The sequence below is a fragment of the Syntrophus aciditrophicus SB genome (assembly GCF_000013405.1).
Lineage (GTDB): Bacteria > Desulfobacterota > Syntrophia > Syntrophales > Syntrophaceae > Syntrophus > Syntrophus aciditrophicus.
This window is the reverse complement of record NC_007759.1, coordinates 2783578-2799852: the sequence shown is the minus strand read 5'-3', so window position 1 is coordinate 2799852 and position 16275 is coordinate 2783578. Positions and strand designations below refer to the sequence as shown.

Below are 16275 nucleotides of genomic sequence, written 5' to 3'. Positions count from 1 at the left end.
GCTTACCGGCAGGAACGTGATCCTCGAAATACTGCCCCGCGCGGGCTAACCCTTCCGGCGCGCCGTCGCTGTGAGACGGGCGACGGCTTTCACGGCGGTTTGCACCTGCTCGGCCGTATTGAAGGCCCCGAGACTGAATCGGGTGGTTCCCACGGGAAATGTGCCGAGAGTTTTATGGGCCGACGGTGCGCAGTGCAATCCGGGACGGGACATGATCATATCCTGCTCGTCAAGAGCCATGGCAATTTCCGCGGGAGACAGTCCTTCGACCGTGAAGGAGACGACGGCGATTTTTCGTGACGGGATCTCCGGCCCATACAGGGTGAGCCCCGGAACGGTCCTGAGTCCATTCATCAAGTGTCCCGCGAGTTCCTGTTCCTGAGCTCGAATCGATGCCACGCCCCGGCGAAGAACGAAGCGAACTCCGGCTTCCAGTCCGGCCAGACCGACTGTATTGGGTGTGCCCGCTTCAAATTTATCGGGCAGGAAATCGGGCTGTTCCTCAAACTCGGACCGGCTGCCTGTTCCTCCCATCATCAGCGGGCGGATGTCCTTTTCCAGCCCTTCCCTGATATACAGTCCTCCCGTGCCCTGAGGGCCGTAAAGCGCTTTATGCCCTGTAAAGGCAAGCAGATCGATGCCCAGTTCCGTTACATCGAGCGGGAAGGACCCCCCGGCCTGTGCGGCATCTACACAGAAGATCAAACCCTTTTCCCGGGTAAGCATGCCGACCTCCTTCAGGGGCATGAGCGTTCCCGTCACGTTGGAGGCGGCAGTCAGATAAACGGCGCGCGTATTGCGCCGGATGGCCGGCAGAAGATCAGCCGGATCCAGCTCGCCCGAGGATGAACAGGGAATGACGGTCAGTTCCAGCCCTTCCTTTTCCAGGGCCCGGAGCGGCCGCATGACTGAATTGTGCTCCATGCTGGAGGTGATGACATGATCGCCGGGATGGAGAAGTCCCCGGGTTGCCAGGTTCAGCGCTTCTGTGGCATTTTTTGTGAAAGCCACATTCAAAGCGTCCTGTATTCCGAAAAGTTCGGCAACGGCTTCCCGCGCATTCATGACAATCCGCGCCGCGTCCAGGGAATGCCTGTGTCCGGACCGGCCCGGGTTTCCGCCGACATGGCGAAGGTAGTGCTCCATGGCCTGGAGGGTTTCCTCCGGTTTGGGCCAGGATGTGGCGGCATTATCGAAATAGATGACGTTGTTTGAATGCATTGAGTCCTTTCCTGAAACCGCTTTCCGAAAGTAACGGGATGTTTGTTATTCCGGATGATCAAGGGGGCTTTTTTTATGCCCTGTAAAATATTGAACCTGCATGCGGATGTCAAATAACGATTTGTTATGGAAGCGCCCTTTGTATTCCTTTCTGGAAAATAAAGCGTACAGAGTGAGGTATTGACGAAAGGAGAAAAAATCTTTTAGATACATATCCATCAGGACAAAAACAGCAAGAGGAGGTTGACAGCCGGATATGATCAAGCAAAGAGGAAGCGGCATCCTGCTCCATGTGACATCCCTGCCTTCGCCTTACGGGATCGGCGATCTGGGCGGCGAGGCGTACCGGTTTGCCGATTTCCTCGCCGAAGCCGGCCAGAGTTTCTGGGAGGTCCTTCCTCTCTCTCCCACGCTTGCCATTCACAGACATTCTCCATACAGCAGCTATTCCGCCTTTGCCGGCAATCCCCTGCTGATCAGTCCGGAATTTCTGTGCCGGGACGGTCTGCTGACCCTGACGGAACTTGAGGAGGCGCCGTGCTTTTCTTCAGATCCTGTAGATTATGAACAGGCGGCGGCGTTCAAAGAGCGCCTGTTCGGCCTGGCCTTTGAACGGTTTCGGAGTCGGGGCAGGGTGCGCAGTGGTCGCTGGACGGACTTCTGCGAAGAGCAGGCCTTCTGGCTTGACGATCACGCACTCTTTGCGGCGCTGAAAAGGGAATTCCCCTACGGGACCTGGCAGACCTGGCCGCCGGAACTGCGGGACCGAAAGCCGGCGTCGCTGAAGAAAATCAGAAAAAAACTGGCCCTGCCCATCGCCAGGGAGAAATTTCTTCAATATCTTTTCTTCCGGCAGTGGCTTTCCCTGAAAGAATACTGCCGCCGGAAGCGAATCCATCTGATTGGAGACCTGCCGATCTATGTGGCCTATGACAGTGCGGATGTCTGGGCTCATCCGGAGCTTTTCAAACTTTCGGAAGAAAAAAAACCCCTGGCCGTAAGCGGCGTGCCTCCCGATCTCTTTTCCCGAACAGGCCAGCTCTGGGGAAACCCTGTTTATCGGTGGGACATCTTAAAGGAAACCGGCTATTTCTGGTGGATGAACCGTCTCCGTCAGGGCTTTCAATGCTGCGATTTTTTGCGGATTGACCATTTTCGGGGGTTTATTTCCTATTGGGAGGTGCCGGCCGGAGAAAAAACGGCAGTCAACGGTCAGTGGAAAAAAGCGCCGGCGGAAGATTTTTTCCGGCAGCTCTTCAAAACCTTCCCCTGTCTGCCCATCATCGCTGAGGATCTGGGTGCGACCTCCGCGGATATGCGGGAAATCATGACCCGCTATGAAATTCCGGGAATGAGGCCGGTACTTTTCGCCTTTGACGATTCGCTGCCGGACAACCCCTGCGCGCCTCATAATTTTCCTCAAAATACAATCGCTTACACCGGAACACATGATCTGAATACGGTCCGGGGCTGGTTCAGCAGAGAAGCGACGCGTCAGGACAAAAAGCGGCTGTTTCGCTATCTGGGACACCGGGTGACGGTTTCCCATGTGCACTGGGCTGTGATTCGGCTGGCCATGATGAGCGTGGCGCAACTGGTCATTTTCCCCCTGCAGGACATTCTGGGCCTTGATGAAAAGGCAAGGATGAACCTGCCGGGAAGGCTCGGGGGGAACTGGCAATGGCGGTTTCTTCCGGAATCCCTGACCCCGGAGATTATTCAGCGGCTTCGGGAGATGACGGAACTTTACGGCCGTCTGTGAGTAGAGGAATTGCCGTATCTTTTCGCGTTCTTGGAGCGTGTAAGGGGAAAGGTGTTGACAAGCTCGAGAAAGAAATACTATTCAGGGCAATCCGGAATTGTTCCGGAGGGAAAGAAAAAGGAGGACTAAGATGAATAGTTGCAGTAATAGGAAAAAGGGGCTCATTCTTCTTGCCGTGTTCTTTGCAATGTTCTATTTCGTTTCGCTGGAGGCCGAAGCGCGCGTCGGTGGCGGACGGTCTTTCGGAAGCCGTGGATCCCGTTCCTTCAGCAGTTCGCCAGGCTCTCCGTCCCGTTCCTATCAGGACTCACGATCCTATAACACCCCTTCCCGACCTTCACCCTACAACACGACACAATCACAGCCTGGTGGCAGTTTCATGAGAAGTCTCGCCGGGGGCGTTTTGGGCGGCATGGCCGGCGCATTTCTTTTCCGCAGTCTGGGATTCGGCGGCGCAGGCGGTCTGGGTGGGGGAATCGGTCTGATGGATATCCTGCTGATCGGCGCCATTCTGTATGGAATTTACTGGTTTCTCAAGAAGCGGCGGCAGGCGGCGACCGCCATGAGTTCCCCAATGGCCTACGGCGGCATGGCGAACAGGGACGCCTTCAATCCCGGTTCCTATGCCCCCCCGATTCAGGACATTCCGCCCGCATCAGGCTATGAAGGCGGTGGCGGGCTGGATGCCATCCGGCAGATGGATTATCAGTTCGATGAAAGGCGCTTCAAGGATTCCGTTCTCGATCACTTCTTCCAGATTCAGGGTGCCTGGGCCGGTCGGGACATGTCCGGCGTCCGGAATCTGTTGACCGATGAGGTCTGCAAAACGATTCAACAGGATGCTGAAACGCTGCGCGCGAAAAAGAGAATCAACAAGCTGGACAACATTGCCGTCCGTTCCGTGGATATTACCGAAGCCTGGCAGGAGGGTGGGCAGGACTTTATTACCGTGAAGTTTTATGCCAACCTGCTGGATTATACGATCGATGAGGCATCGGGAGAAGTGGTTTCCGGAAGCAGAACGGAACCCGTTAAGTTTGTGGAATTCTGGACATTCACCCGGCCGACGGGCAACAATCCCTGGCGGCTTTCCGCCGTCAATCAGGAAAGTTAGCCGGAAAAAAAGAAAGCCAGCCAGACCGTATCCTGCGCCGGGTCGGTCCATTCCACCCGGTGCCGGGCATGCGCGGGAATCAAAAGAGAATCTCCCGGCTTCAGAATGGTCAAGGCATCCTGTCCAAAAAATTTCAATCCCGCACTTCCGCTGAGGAGCAGAACCCACTCCTGCTCCTCCTGATCATACCAGTATCCCGGGGGCGAGGCCTGTCCCCGGGATACGATCCGTTCAACCCGGAAGGCGGATGTTTCCAGGAGTCCGTCGATTTTTTCCTCCGCGAGAGACTCCGGAATCCCGTCAAAAAGATTCTTGACTGTAATATCTGCCATTATTCCCGGAATTCAAACATGACCTTTTCATAGGGTTCAAACATCATCATGTACAGATCCATGACGTAACGGTCCGTCATGCCGGATATATAATCCGCCAGCACCCGTCGTTTTCCGGAGGAATCCGCCGCCTCGTCAAACCGGGTCTTGAATATTCCGGGCAGCATTTCCGGGCGTTTTTCCAGGTGATGAAAGATTCTCCGGATGATGAGCTTCCCCTTTTCATTCATGATGCACACCTGTGGTTTCCGATAGACATTTTCAAACAGATAAGCCTTGAGGGCGTCAAAGTTTTTCCAGACCCCGGCGGGCGCGGCCACGACGTCTTCGGGGAGGCTCCGAGCCTCTTCGACCGATGAAATTCCGTAAAGCTCGATATTTCTGGATGTCTGCCTGATAACGGCGATGTTGGCTTCTTCAATCAGCGTCCGGACAAGGATGCGGGACTGGAGAACCGTATCGGCTTTGAGGAAGTCGGGATACCTGGAACTGCAGCGTTCGAAAACGCGCCTGACCAGGGGATTTTCCATGTTGCGCAGGTCCTTCATGCGCAGATAACCGGCGTTGAGGGCGTCTTCCAGATCGTGGGCGCAGTAGGCCAGGGGGTCGGCGATGTTGACGACCTGGGCTTCCAGGGATGCCTGGGAATAATTCTGAAATTCCGGAGGCGTGTCGGGATGATCGTGGGTTGTATTATGGCGGGCGATCCCCTCCCGGGTCTCGAAACAGAGATTCAGGCCGTCGTAGCGCTGATATCGCTTTTCCAGAAAATCCACAACCCGGAGACTCTGGATGTTATGTTCAAAGCCGCCGTCATCCTTCAGCAGGTCGTTCAGGGTTTCCTCGCCGGAGTGACCGAAAGGGGGATGCCCGAGATCGTGGGCGTAGGCGATGGCTTCACAGAGGTCTTCGTTGAGACGCAGGGCGCGGGCGAAAGTCCTTGCGTGCTGGGCCACTTCCAGGGTATGGGTGAGACGCGTCCGGTAAAAATCTCCCTCATTGATCAGAAAAACCTGGGTTTTGTGTTGAAGATCCTTGAAGACCTTGGAGTAGAGGATGCGATCCCGGTCCCGCTGAAAGCAGGTGCGGTAATCGTCAGGTTCATCGCCGTGAAGCGTCCGTCCCGCGCTGTCGGCGCTCCGCGTCGCGTAGGGGGCAAGCTTTTCCTTTTCCGTTGCTTCAAGAAATTCCCGGGCTGTCATACAGGGTTTTACCTCTATTTTACCTCTTATGTCATTGCGCAGGGAAGTCTATACGCCCCCGAATCCTTTTGCAAGCAATACATCGGTAAACTGGATAGACTCTGTTCTGGAGTTATAAAAGAGAAAAAAATGGTATCCTTCCAGGTAAAACTTTATCAATTTTTTCAGTATGAAATTAAAATTGTTTGCTTTTTATTTTTCGCTGATATAAAAAGATTGCGAACTTTCTGAATGGTTAAGGTATTTCCCCGTAAGGGCAATTCTGTCCCAAGGGGATAACATCTTGATAACAGAATGCAAATTCTTCTACTTCCTGCGACGTCTCATATCTGTTCATTGTTGGTCTCGTGCGGTATTCTTCCTGTACTTTTTAAAGTAAGGCAAGTTTTTAGCAGATTGCAAAGGTCGAAGGGGAATTGTCCATGAGGTACTTTGTTTGCGTATTCTGTTTAATCTTGCTTCTCAGTACGCCGGCCATGGCCGTTGCTGAAGGCGAAGCAGCGAGAGTCAAGACTTTCAAGGGAACGGCGTTTATTGTGAGGCAGCAGCAGGCGATCCAGGTAAAACAACACGACAGGATTTATCCCGGCGATCTTCTCAGGACCGGTCCCGATGGAACAATGGGCGTCATCTTCAGGGATAACACCACCCTTTCTCTCGGACCCCGAAGTGAGATTGCCGTTGATGAATTTCTCTTCGCCCCGTCTCAGGGAAAACTTTCCATTGTGACCCGGATGTTCCGAGGAACCGCTGCCTACCTTTCAGGCGTTATCGCGAAACTTTCCCCGGCGTCCGTACGCTTTGAAACGCCCGCGGCGACCATCGGCATTCGGGGAACACACTTCCTGGTGCAGGTCGAAGGGGCGGACAAAAAATGAAATTCTCATCCCTGATTCTTCTGGCCAGTGCATTCATGCTGCTTTCTTTCGCTGCCTGCGCGCCTGCCCACAGAACCCGGGTCATTCTCATCCCCGACCCTGATGGAAAAGTAGGGGAAATCACCGTTCAGAATAAGGGTGGAGCACAAATCATGACACAGGCGGGACAGATGGCGGAAGTCCATGACGAAGCCACAGCTCCTGTATCCCCGGCCTCCGTGATGGATGATAAGGAGATCCATCGGATTTTCGGGGACGTCCTCGCCGCGCTTCCGGAAAAGCCTTTGACCTTCATCCTGTATTTCAAAACCAACAGCTTCGAGTTGAACATACCGTCGCTGAAGGTTCTCAATTCCGCTCATGAAGCCATCAGTTCCCGGCAATCAGAGGATATCAGCGTTATCGGCCATACGGACAGGGTGGGGACGGACGAGAAAAACTATATTCTTTCCCGAAAACGAGCCTTGAGTGTCAAGAAATACCTTGTTGTGAAAGGTGTACATCCTGATGCCATCGAGTTGGATTATCACGGGGAAGCCAATCCCCTCGTGAAAACCGCGGAAGGGGTTGCGGAACCGAGGAACAGACGGGTTGAAGTAATCGTCCGTTAGCGTCGATAAGGCAGAAAAGGAAGCCGGGCTGGAGCCTTCAGGATTCTGAAAGAGCATCCGCAAATTCAGCGACAGCGGCAGCCTGTTTCAGACCGCTCATCTCAAACGATAAAAGCCTCCGGAAATCCGGAGGCTTTTTTTATCCCCGAATTCCCCCCCCCTTTCTCATTCCATTTTCCCATCATATCGTACGGAGGGAGGTAAAAGCCCACGATCTTCCAGGACATTCCCACTTTGCCGACTGGAGCCTTCGGGGAGTTAAAATACACGCAGTCTTCTTTTTTTCGCAAAATTTCCCCTATAGCTCCAGTATCCGCAATACAAACATTCACACTATCGTCTGTAGATTTATAATCTTCATCCAACCAGCATCCGCCGCGGTAATCGATCGATAATTCGAAGTCCTTGTCTTTCAGACCAATAATCTGAAACAAATCATGACAACCATTGCTGCCATTAATTAAGAGCACTGAGCTGTTCATCCTGACAGCTGTGGACGCAGCCGGTTCCGTGAGTTTTACCGCCGTACGTCCTACCCATGGTGAATGGTGAAGGTCCAAATTTGGACGGAAGTGGCGCGATATGGATGTTTTGCCCTGCTGTGATTTCATCGGTTTGGTTTATGCCCTCCGGACGGCGCTCCCTGTACATATCCATCAACTTGAATGCTGCTGATTTATTAGAGAATCAATCCCCGGCGATCCAGTTTGTTCGGGACGACGACTTTTTTCTTGATGAAAAAATCAAGGTACAGGCTTGACATTATGTATTTTGTGATATAAGCCTTCCGCAACATATATAAAAATTAACATATGTCTGGATCAGGCATGACCGGCGGGTCCGGTCGAGAAGGCCGGAATCAATACGCAAATTCTGCTCGAAATCAGAGGATTGAAGTTTATGAAATCATTGGAACCGTTGAACAATCATGACGAGACCGCGGCAGGGGATGCCATGCGGGGTCCTTCCGGCGGAGGAAATTCCGCATCGATCCTTAATGAAGCCGAAAATATTCTCCGGGATTATTATGGCGGCGCCATCGAGTCTCTGTTCATCGAAAGACTGGTGGTCGGCGTTTTTTTTACAGGCGTCAAACTTTCCAATGGCTGCGGAGGCGTGGCCTACACCCCGCCTGAAACGATCAGGAATGCGAGCCGGCGCATCCTGAGAGGAAGCCCGTCTGCCATTCGCGGAAAAAGTGCCGACGTGGTCATCTCCGGTAAAATACCCAGTCCCTTTGCCGATGTCATTCGCCTGGCCGCGATCAATGCGCTTTCCGTGCCGTTTTTCCAGGATGGGCGCTATGACTTTGAGAAGAGCGATGACCTGTCGGATGTGTCGCATCTGTTTACTGGTCGGCGGGTATGCATGGTGGGGGCGATCGTGCCTCTCCTGAAACGTTTTAAAAAAATGGGGGTCAGCGAAATCAAGGTCATTGACCGGAAGAAGGACAGTCAAATTGAAGTTGAGTTGGCCTGCGGTGAATTTCTGTCCCCGGAACAGACGGCGGAAACCATTGCGCAGTGCGAGACTGCCGTATTCACCGGGGCGGCCGTTGCCAACGGTACAATCGAACATCTTCTCCGTCTCGTTCCGAAGGAGGCCGCCGTTGCCGTCGTGGGTCCCACAGCGGGGTTCATTCCGGATCCGCTCTTTCGGCGCAATGTAGCCCTGGTGGGTACCGCGATGGTGACGGATATCGCCGCCGCCCTGGATATCATTGCCGAGGGCGGCGGCGCCTATCCGTTGTTCGGCCGTTGCGTGAAAAAGATCAATATTCTGAACCGGAAGCGAATCGAACAATTAAAACCGGGGAGCAAAACTGCGTAATTTCCTGAGGAGGTGCGATGTTGCAAGAACAAAATAACAAGGACCAGTACGCAACGCTGCTGGCGGAAGCGGGGGCTTTTCACGGCGATGTCTGCGCAGGCATCGAGATCGGCACCCGGATGACTATGTGCGGTTTGCGGAAAGTGGGCATCCTGGATCCAAAAGGCGCCGACAGGAAAAAGCTGATGGTGTTTGTGGAAATCGACCGCTGCGCCACGGATGCGATCATGGCCCTGACCGGATGCAGGCCGGGAAAAAGAACGATGAAAGTCCTCGATTACGGGAAGATGGCGGCCACCTTTGTCAACCTGGAAACGGAAAAAGCCGTCCGGGTGGCGATCAACAGGAAAAAGGAAGAGGGAGATAACCCGGACTTCGGAACTCTCAGCGAAGAAGAACTTTTTTCCATCACCGAGGTGAACGTTCCGTTGCGGCCAGAAGATCTGCCGGGAAAACCGCTGCGTCGCTGCCAGTGCACGCGCTGCGGGGAAAATATCATGGATGGGCGGGAGGTTGAGTCGCAGGGAGAAACACTGTGCAAACCCTGCTTTGAGCGAAAAAATTATTATCAGGTTTCCGCTTGACTGTGGAAGGGACAAGTCGCAGCCGCTTTCTTCGCCATGGTGATGAGGAAGATTGAGCTGCGCGGAGGCTGAAGCGGCAATGACAATTACGGAAGAACAGATTCGCCTGCATAAAGGGATGCTCCTGTCCCTTGCCATTCATATTTTTTGCGTCGCAAGCACTCTGTTTTTCATGACGTTCTCCGCCCAGCATCCGGAAACAGTGCGGGTGTTATTGACACTGGAACCGCCCGGTGGCGGGGGCGGTGGAGAAATCAACCAGATGAAGGTTCCGGAAAAGAAAGTTCCGAGTCCCCCGGCGAGACAAACCCATCGCAGAGAGCACCCGACCCGGCAGCTTAACACAGCCGATTTTCCCCCAGTCATGGAGAGAACACCCGTTGAATCGATGCCTGACGTTCCGCCGATTTTGACAGAGAAACCTGTTGAGGAAATGTCCCCGTTGGCGAATATCGCAGCACCGGTCATGGCTGCGTCCGGGGGAGGGAAAGGTGCCGGCAGCGGTTCCGGTCTGGGCAGTGGAACCGGAACCGGCAGCGGTACCGGCATAGGCAGCGGTGCGGGACGTGATGAAGGGTCAGGACAGAGCCGCGATTCACTTGAGAGCCTGAAAACCCGCTATTTACAGGAACATTTCGCCTATATTCGCGACCTCATCATGAACAACCTCACTTATCCTCCCATGGCCAGGAAGGTAGGCTGGCAGGGAAAGGTCAGGGTTTCATTCGTCATTCGAAAGGACGGCCGGGTCGAGGCCTTGAAGGTGGTGGAGAGTTCGGGCCACGGAATTCTGGATAAAAACGTGGTGGAGACAATCCGTCAGGTTCAGCCCTTTCCGAAGCCGCCGGTCAGAGCGGAACTGGTGATCCCCGTCGTCTATATGCTGAAGCTCTAAATCGATATGTGGTGCTGAAGATAAATAAGTATCGGAGGCGTTTATTTCATTCTTATGAGGAGGAAGGTGCAGTGATTGGTCTCTACAAGCGGTCGTTATTTTTTTTGTTGATTCCCGGGGTGATCTTTTTGTCCCAGGCGGCTTTTGCGGAAGAAAAGGCAGACCAGAAAAACATCAAATCACCAACACAAAAGGAATCTGTTAGCAGTCAAACCTCGCCGACGGAATTGGAGTCGATAAAAGTGACTGATGCTCACCCGCGGGAGGATCTTATGCCCGATAGTCCCACTAATCCGTATCGTGTTGAATCCAGCGCCCGATTCGGCACGGAGGTCTTTACCCAGGAAGATATTCAAAATCTGAAACCCGGCGATGTAAATGACCTGCTTGACAAGGCAACCGGCATGAACGTGACTTATCAGGGGCGCAGAAGTCCTTTTTTCATTGAAACGCGAGGCGGCGGAAGCTTTACCTACATTATCGACGGTGCGGTACTGCCTCCGTCCGTTAATCGAATTTTATATAAATTGCCGCTGGCTGCTATTGAAGAACTGCAAATCGTCCGCGGCTCCACATCTCTGACCTTAGGTCCTTCCATTCCCATCGGCGCATCCGGTTCGGGATCAGGCCTTAATACGGGCTTTATTATCATCAGAACCAAACAGCCGAGAAAGACGGAGGCCGTCCTCACCGGCTCTGTTGAAAAGTCCATAGGCGGTCATCCGATTGCAACAGATGTGAATTTATATCTCGGGACCCGTCTTGGGGATTCTCCAAAAATTAATGGATATGTCGGCGGTATGGCGTCAATGATGGATCGTCCCAGCCAGGATAGCTGGTTCGATGGGCGAAACGCGGATAATGGAATGGGAAATGCGGGTTTTACGATTGGCAAATTTAATATGAACTTTATGGGATGGACTTCTTCGGGAAATTTTGAAATGCAGCGCGGTGTCAAGTATGACGGCACGCTCGATAATATGAAGTGGTATTATGATCCTTTACAATCGACCGTTTTATCAACGGATATGACGATGCGGTGGAGCCCGAACCAGACGACGCTTCTCAATGTATTCAAGACAACCTATGATCAGAAAGAATACGTCGAAAGTTTCATTAATTCTTCCTCATCGATGCGAAAATATAAGGAAGAAACTCGCGGTATCGGCCTTCGCCATAATGCCCGCTTCTGGAACACGCTGATTCAACTGGGTGGACAGATGTCGGAAAGCGAGGGGTTAGGTCCTAATCTCAGCAGCAACTACAACAGATATGACACGTCGGTCATGGGTTGGTCCGCATCCGTGGAGCAAAAGCTTTTTAACGACAGACTCGTTTTGGATGCCGGCTATCGCCAGGATCAAAAGCATATCGATAATTCAAGTACATCGGCGGCAAAAGACAGCGCCAATAATGATGTCGATATGGATCCGGCGAAGATTTACGCCTTGGGCGCCCGCTGGCGGATCATGGACATCGTCGCCTTGAACGGACGCTACTATCACGGCGAACAGGGAACAAGTGGCGATTTCGATATGAGATCGCAAACCGGTGAACTGCATCCTGAAAAGCAGGACCGGATGGAATTTGCGATTGAATCTGATTTCAAAGCCTATTTCAGACCAATGCTGACCTGGTTCAATATCAAAACCGACAATCAAAAAACGGCAACAAATACAACCTATACGCTGGACAGTGGCACCTATTACTACTACACCGAAGCGGACAACCTGAGAAGAGGCGTGGAACTGATGATTAAAGGCGACATCTTGAAAAACACCTCTTACAGCGTGAGTTGGACGCGGATGCTGAAAAACGAAGACACAAAGAACGGCGTAACCACCGACAATAACGGTGTATCAAAACCAAAAAATCTTTACACCTTGGAGATCAGCCATAAGTGGCGTGACTACAGGGCCAATCTTTCCATTAAAAAAGTCGATTCATGGTATTCGTCAACCAGTGCGATGGGGACGGCCGAAGCGGATCTTGGCGATTACACCCGGGTTGATGCCAATATCAAGAGACTCTTTCACTTGAAACCATGCCTGTTGACCGCCACGCTTTACGGGCGCAATTTAGGAGACGAGCGGTATGCGACGCGATATTCAACAGGATACTACTATGATCGCGGACGCACCGTCGGAATGGAACTGTCACTGGCCTATTAGCGGTGATTATTCCCCGGCGCTTGGAGGAAAAATTTCCCTGCCTTACCACGCCACTGAGTGAAACATGAAGATATCCAGGTACGACGAAATTGCCCGCGGCGTTAACGCCCCTATTTACGAATACTACGCCCGGAAGATCAAGAAAGAAACCGCCGTTGTAGAAGGTGTTTGCCTGGATGTCGGGTCAAGCGGCGGATACCTGGGGCTCGCCCTTGCCCGGATCACGGATCTGGAGTTCATATTCCTTGATGTATCGGCGGATGCCCTGGAGAGCGCAAAGCTGCACATTATCGAGGATGGCCTCCAGGAAAGGGCGAAAACCCTGCTTGCCGATGTTCACTGCATTCCATTGGCCGACGGATCGGTCAACCTCGTCATCAGCCGGGGCTCCATCCCTTTCTGGCAGGAGCCTGCAAAAGCGCTCAGCGAGATATATCGAGTCCTGACGCCGGGTGGGGCGGCTTACGTGGGCGGCGGCAGGGGTGCTCCGGAAATGCAGGCCCTCATCAGGCAAGAAATGGCCAGACTCGGCATCGAATGGCCTGAAATGCCGGGGCACACCGGAGGATCAGGAGAAGGCGGTTCCGGACATCCTCCGCAGAGAGACTATCGTGCGATTCTGAAACAGACCGGCATTCCTGCCTGCAAAGCGACAAGAGGCGATGACGGCATGTGGATACATTTATGGAAACAGATTTAAAGAAGAAAAGAGGAGGTTTGTGCGGAATGTTCAATAAAAGACGTATCCGGATTATCACGGCGATTGCCGTGTTTCTTGCGGTGTCTGTTTTCGGTGTAGATGCCGCAAAGGCTCTGACCGTAACCGATATGGCCGGGCGCAAAGTGACCGTGCCCGATTCCATCCGGAAGGTATACGCACCTTCCCCTTACGGTTCCTATATCATGTATTCCATCGATCCATCGATGCTGGCGGGGCTTAATCTCCCGATCAGGGACGAGGACATGAAGTACTTCCCGAAAGCGGTACGGAACCTGCCGTTGATCGGCTCCATCGGCGGCCAGGGCCGGACGGCCAATATCGAGGTGCTTTTGAAGGCGAAACCGGACCTGCTGATCATGTGGTCGGCAAGCAGGTCCGCCATCAATGACAAGGCGGAAGAGACATTGAAAAAACTCAATACTCCGTATGTTTATGCTGTCGCTGAGAGCCTTGCCGATTATCCCGATGTCTATCAATTTCTCGGCAAAGTCCTTAAAAAAGAAAAGAGGACAAAACAACTCAGCAGCTACAGCAGAAAGACGCTGAATGAAATCAAGGACGTCGTCAGCAGGATTCCCGCCAAAAAAAGACCCTCCGTATACTATGCGGAAGGCGTGGACGGCTTGAGCACGGAATGCGACGACTCGATCCATGTGGAACTTCTTAAACTTGCCGGCGATACGGACGTCCACCGCTGCCACACGTCGTGTCACAAGGGATTTGAAAAGGTCTCGATGGAGCAGGTCATGCTCTATAACCCGGATGTCATTATCGCGCAGGAAAAGGTCTTCTACGACAAGGTCTTCAAAGATCCCGTCTGGCGGAATATCAAAGCCGTGCGGGAAGGGCGCGTCTACCTGATCCCCAGGCACCCCTTCAACTGGTTTGACCGTCCCCCTTCCTTCATGCGCATCCTCGGTCTTAAATGGCTGACCCATATCCTTTATCCCGCGGAATACAGAATAGACATCATTAAGGAAGCGAGGGAGTTCTACCGCCTGTTTCTCGGCGTCGAACTCTCAACCCAGGATATGAAAAAGATTCTCTATCCATGAAACGCAACCTGCTTTTTCCGGCATTGATTTTTCTGCTCGTTCTGACCGTGGCATTTTCGATGACGCTCGGCAGATATCCACTTGCGCTGAGTGACATTGCCGGTTTCTTCCTGTTTAAGATTTTCGGTGCCGGAAGTATGGAATTCGAACGGTACAACCTGCTGGGGAGCCTGCTTCTCGACATCCGCATGCCCCGCATTCTGGCCGCCATCCTGATCGGCGCGTCACTTGCCGTGGCGGGGAGCGCCTTTCAGGCCATGTTTGTCAACCCGCTCGTTTCCCCGTCACTTCTGGGTGTGCTTGCGGGGGCCTCATTCGGCGCCGCGCTGGGCATGGTCTTTTTCAAAAGCTGGGTTGCCGTGCAGGTGGCCACGTTTCTTTTCGGCTTTCTTGCCGTACTCGTCTCCGTAGGCATCGCCAGGATGCACAAAGGGAATACTCTGCTTCTCCTCGTGCTGGGCGGCGTCATCAGCAGCGCGCTTTTCACGTCTCTTTTGTCAGTCATCAAATATATCGCCGATCCATACAACCAGTTGCCTGCCATTACCCAGTGGCTCATGGGCGGATTATCCCTTGTAGATGGAAAAATACTTTTGACCGCCGGCATTCCCCAAGCGGCCAGCATTTTCCTTGTCTGCCTGTTTTCCGGGTATCTCAACGCCCTGAGCATGGGCGACGAGGAAGCGCGGGCGCTCGGCATCTCCGTCGAGTGGATCCGTATGCTGCTTATCTTCCTGGCGACGCTGATGAGCGCGCTGACCGTCGTTCTGGCAGGGATGATCGGCTGGGTGGGTCTCATCATCCCCCATATCACGCGGATGCTCGTGGGTCCCAACAACAAGGTGGTGATCCCGGCCAGCGCCCTCATCGGGGCCATTTACCTGATCGTTGTCGACGATGTTTCGCGGATGCTCTTCAATGTGGAGATCCCCATCGGGATAACCACTTCGCTCATCGGCATCCCGTTTTTCGCGATCATCTTGAGGAAGGCAAAAAAAGGATGGAACTGAAACCGTTGATTCAAGTGGAAGAGATATCGTTCGGCTATACGGAGGAGAACGTGCTGAGCGATATCAGTTTTACCATAAAGAAAGGTGAGATCGTTACCCTGCTCGGACCCAACGGCTGCGGGAAAAGCACCCTCATCAAGATCATGCTTGGCCTCCTCCGTCCGGCAGGGGGCGATATTTTCTTCAACGGGAAAAATATTCAGCAGATGAGCTCCAAATCCCTTGCCAGGGAAGTCGCCTATGTCCCGCAGCTCCACAAAAGTTCCTTTCCGTATACAGTAAGGGATGTCGTGCTGATGGGACGAATTCCGCACAAGGCCTTCTTTTTCCAATACTCGAAGGCCGACATGGAGATTGCCGCCGATGCGCTCGGGAGACTCTCCATTTCCCACCTTGCGGACAGGGCCTACACGGAAATCAGCGGCGGCGAGCGGCAGCTCACCCTCATTGCCCGGGCGCTTGCCCAGGGGGCGAAGACCTTCATCATGGACGAACCGGCAAGCGGCCTCGATTACGGGAACCAGATGAGACTCCTCGATCAGATTATCAAGCTTTCCCGGGAAGGATACACCTTCATCAAATCGACCCATTCCCCCGAGCACGCCCTCTGGATCGCGGACCGTGCCATCATGATAAAAAACGGCGCTCTCATGGCGGACGGAAAATGTGATGAGGTCATCAGCAGCAAAAATCTCTTCCACCTCTATAACGCCAGGGTCAATGTGCTGAAGCTCAACAGGTCCCTGCGGGTGTGCGTCCCCCAGACGATCTGCGGCTGTACGGAGTTCGCTCATTCACCGCTGCCGCCGTGTGAACTGGGGGAGCCCATTTCATGTTCAGCGGTTCGGGGTGGATAAGGCATACAGAATTCAAGGCATGAAGAGGAGAA

Annotated in this window: 16 protein-coding genes; 12 read left to right on the top strand and 4 right to left on the bottom strand. The window is 53.3% G+C overall.

The genetic code is table 11. The annotated features are described in order from the left end of the window. Positions 1-45: 45 nt before the first annotated feature. Positions 46-1221 carry an aminotransferase class V-fold PLP-dependent enzyme gene (locus SYN_RS13125; RefSeq protein ID WP_011418683.1) on the bottom strand — a complete coding sequence of 392 codons (1176 nt, stop codon included), beginning with the start codon at positions 1219-1221 and terminating at the stop codon, positions 46-48. Between the two features lie 256 nt (positions 1222-1477). On the opposite strand from SYN_RS13125, the gene malQ reads away from it, so the two are divergent. After that, positions 1478-2983, top strand: a complete 1506-nt coding sequence (malQ, locus tag SYN_RS13120) for a 4-alpha-glucanotransferase (protein ID WP_011418681.1) — start codon at positions 1478-1480, stop codon at positions 2981-2983. A gap of 130 nt (positions 2984-3113) precedes the next feature. Beyond that, positions 3114-4097 (top strand): Tim44 domain-containing protein, encoded by a 984-nt coding sequence (locus SYN_RS13115; RefSeq protein WP_049749998.1) that lies wholly within the window; start codon positions 3114-3116, stop codon positions 4095-4097. On the opposite strand, the gene SYN_RS13110 is transcribed toward SYN_RS13115, so the two are convergent. Both SYN_RS13110 and SYN_RS13105 read right to left on the bottom strand, forming a co-directional pair. Next, a complete protein-coding gene (locus SYN_RS13110) occupies positions 4094-4429 on the bottom strand; it encodes a cupin domain-containing protein (protein ID WP_011418679.1) in 336 nt (111 codons plus the stop codon). The two genes, SYN_RS13115 and SYN_RS13110, sit on opposite strands and share 4 nt — an antisense overlap. Next, positions 4429-5631, bottom strand: coding sequence for a deoxyguanosinetriphosphate triphosphohydrolase (locus SYN_RS13105; RefSeq protein WP_011418678.1), 1203 nt, complete (start codon positions 5629-5631; stop codon positions 4429-4431). Before SYN_RS13105 ends, SYN_RS13110 begins: the two co-directional genes overlap by 1 nt. A 422-nt stretch (positions 5632-6053) precedes the next feature. On the opposite strand from SYN_RS13105, the gene SYN_RS13100 reads away from it, so the two are divergent. Next, on the top strand, positions 6054-6509 hold the full coding sequence (locus SYN_RS13100; RefSeq protein ID WP_041585125.1) for a FecR family protein: 456 nt from the start codon (positions 6054-6056) through the stop codon (positions 6507-6509). Further along, positions 6506-7120 (top strand): OmpA family protein, encoded by a 615-nt coding sequence (locus SYN_RS13095; RefSeq protein WP_011418676.1) that lies wholly within the window; start codon positions 6506-6508, stop codon positions 7118-7120. The genes SYN_RS13100 and SYN_RS13095 overlap by 4 nt, the downstream gene beginning before the upstream one ends. 101 nt (positions 7121-7221) lie before the next feature. Here SYN_RS13095 and SYN_RS13090 read toward each other — a convergent pair whose 3' ends face one another. Further along, positions 7222-7731, bottom strand: a complete 510-nt coding sequence (locus SYN_RS13090; RefSeq protein WP_011418675.1) for a hypothetical protein — start codon at positions 7729-7731, stop codon at positions 7222-7224. A gap of 289 nt (positions 7732-8020) precedes the next feature. Between SYN_RS13090 and SYN_RS13085 the strand changes: the two genes are divergently transcribed. The 8 genes from SYN_RS13085 (at position 8021) to SYN_RS13050 (ending at position 16243) form a co-directional block, all read left to right on the top strand. Then, complete coding sequence (locus SYN_RS13085; protein WP_202943568.1) at positions 8021-8950, top strand: DUF364 domain-containing protein; 930 nt, start codon at positions 8021-8023, stop codon at positions 8948-8950. Between the two features lie 17 nt (positions 8951-8967). Further along, complete coding sequence (locus SYN_RS13080; protein ID WP_011418672.1) at positions 8968-9534, top strand: FmdE family protein; 567 nt, start codon at positions 8968-8970, stop codon at positions 9532-9534. A 79-nt stretch (positions 9535-9613) separates the two neighbouring features. Then, on the top strand, positions 9614-10429 hold the full coding sequence (locus SYN_RS15485; RefSeq protein ID WP_049749997.1) for an energy transducer TonB: 816 nt from the start codon (positions 9614-9616) through the stop codon (positions 10427-10429). Positions 10430-10701: 272 nt separating this feature from the next. After that, positions 10702-12600: a TonB-dependent receptor plug domain-containing protein gene (locus SYN_RS13070; protein ID WP_148202584.1), complete on the top strand. Its 1899-nt coding sequence runs from the start codon at positions 10702-10704 to the stop codon at positions 12598-12600. A 64-nt stretch (positions 12601-12664) separates the two neighbouring features. Beyond that, positions 12665-13300: a class I SAM-dependent methyltransferase gene (locus tag SYN_RS13065; protein WP_011418669.1), complete on the top strand. Its 636-nt coding sequence runs from the start codon at positions 12665-12667 to the stop codon at positions 13298-13300. A 26-nt stretch (positions 13301-13326) separates the two neighbouring features. Further along, complete coding sequence (locus SYN_RS13060; protein ID WP_041585123.1) at positions 13327-14376, top strand: ABC transporter substrate-binding protein; 1050 nt, start codon at positions 13327-13329, stop codon at positions 14374-14376. Next, positions 14373-15386, top strand: a complete 1014-nt coding sequence (locus SYN_RS13055; protein ID WP_011418667.1) for a FecCD family ABC transporter permease — start codon at positions 14373-14375, stop codon at positions 15384-15386. Before SYN_RS13060 ends, SYN_RS13055 begins: the two co-directional genes overlap by 4 nt. Further along, positions 15377-16243 (top strand): ABC transporter ATP-binding protein, encoded by an 867-nt coding sequence (locus SYN_RS13050; RefSeq protein WP_011418666.1) that lies wholly within the window; start codon positions 15377-15379, stop codon positions 16241-16243. Before SYN_RS13055 ends, SYN_RS13050 begins: the two co-directional genes overlap by 10 nt. The last annotated feature ends 32 nt before the right edge of the window (positions 16244-16275 follow it).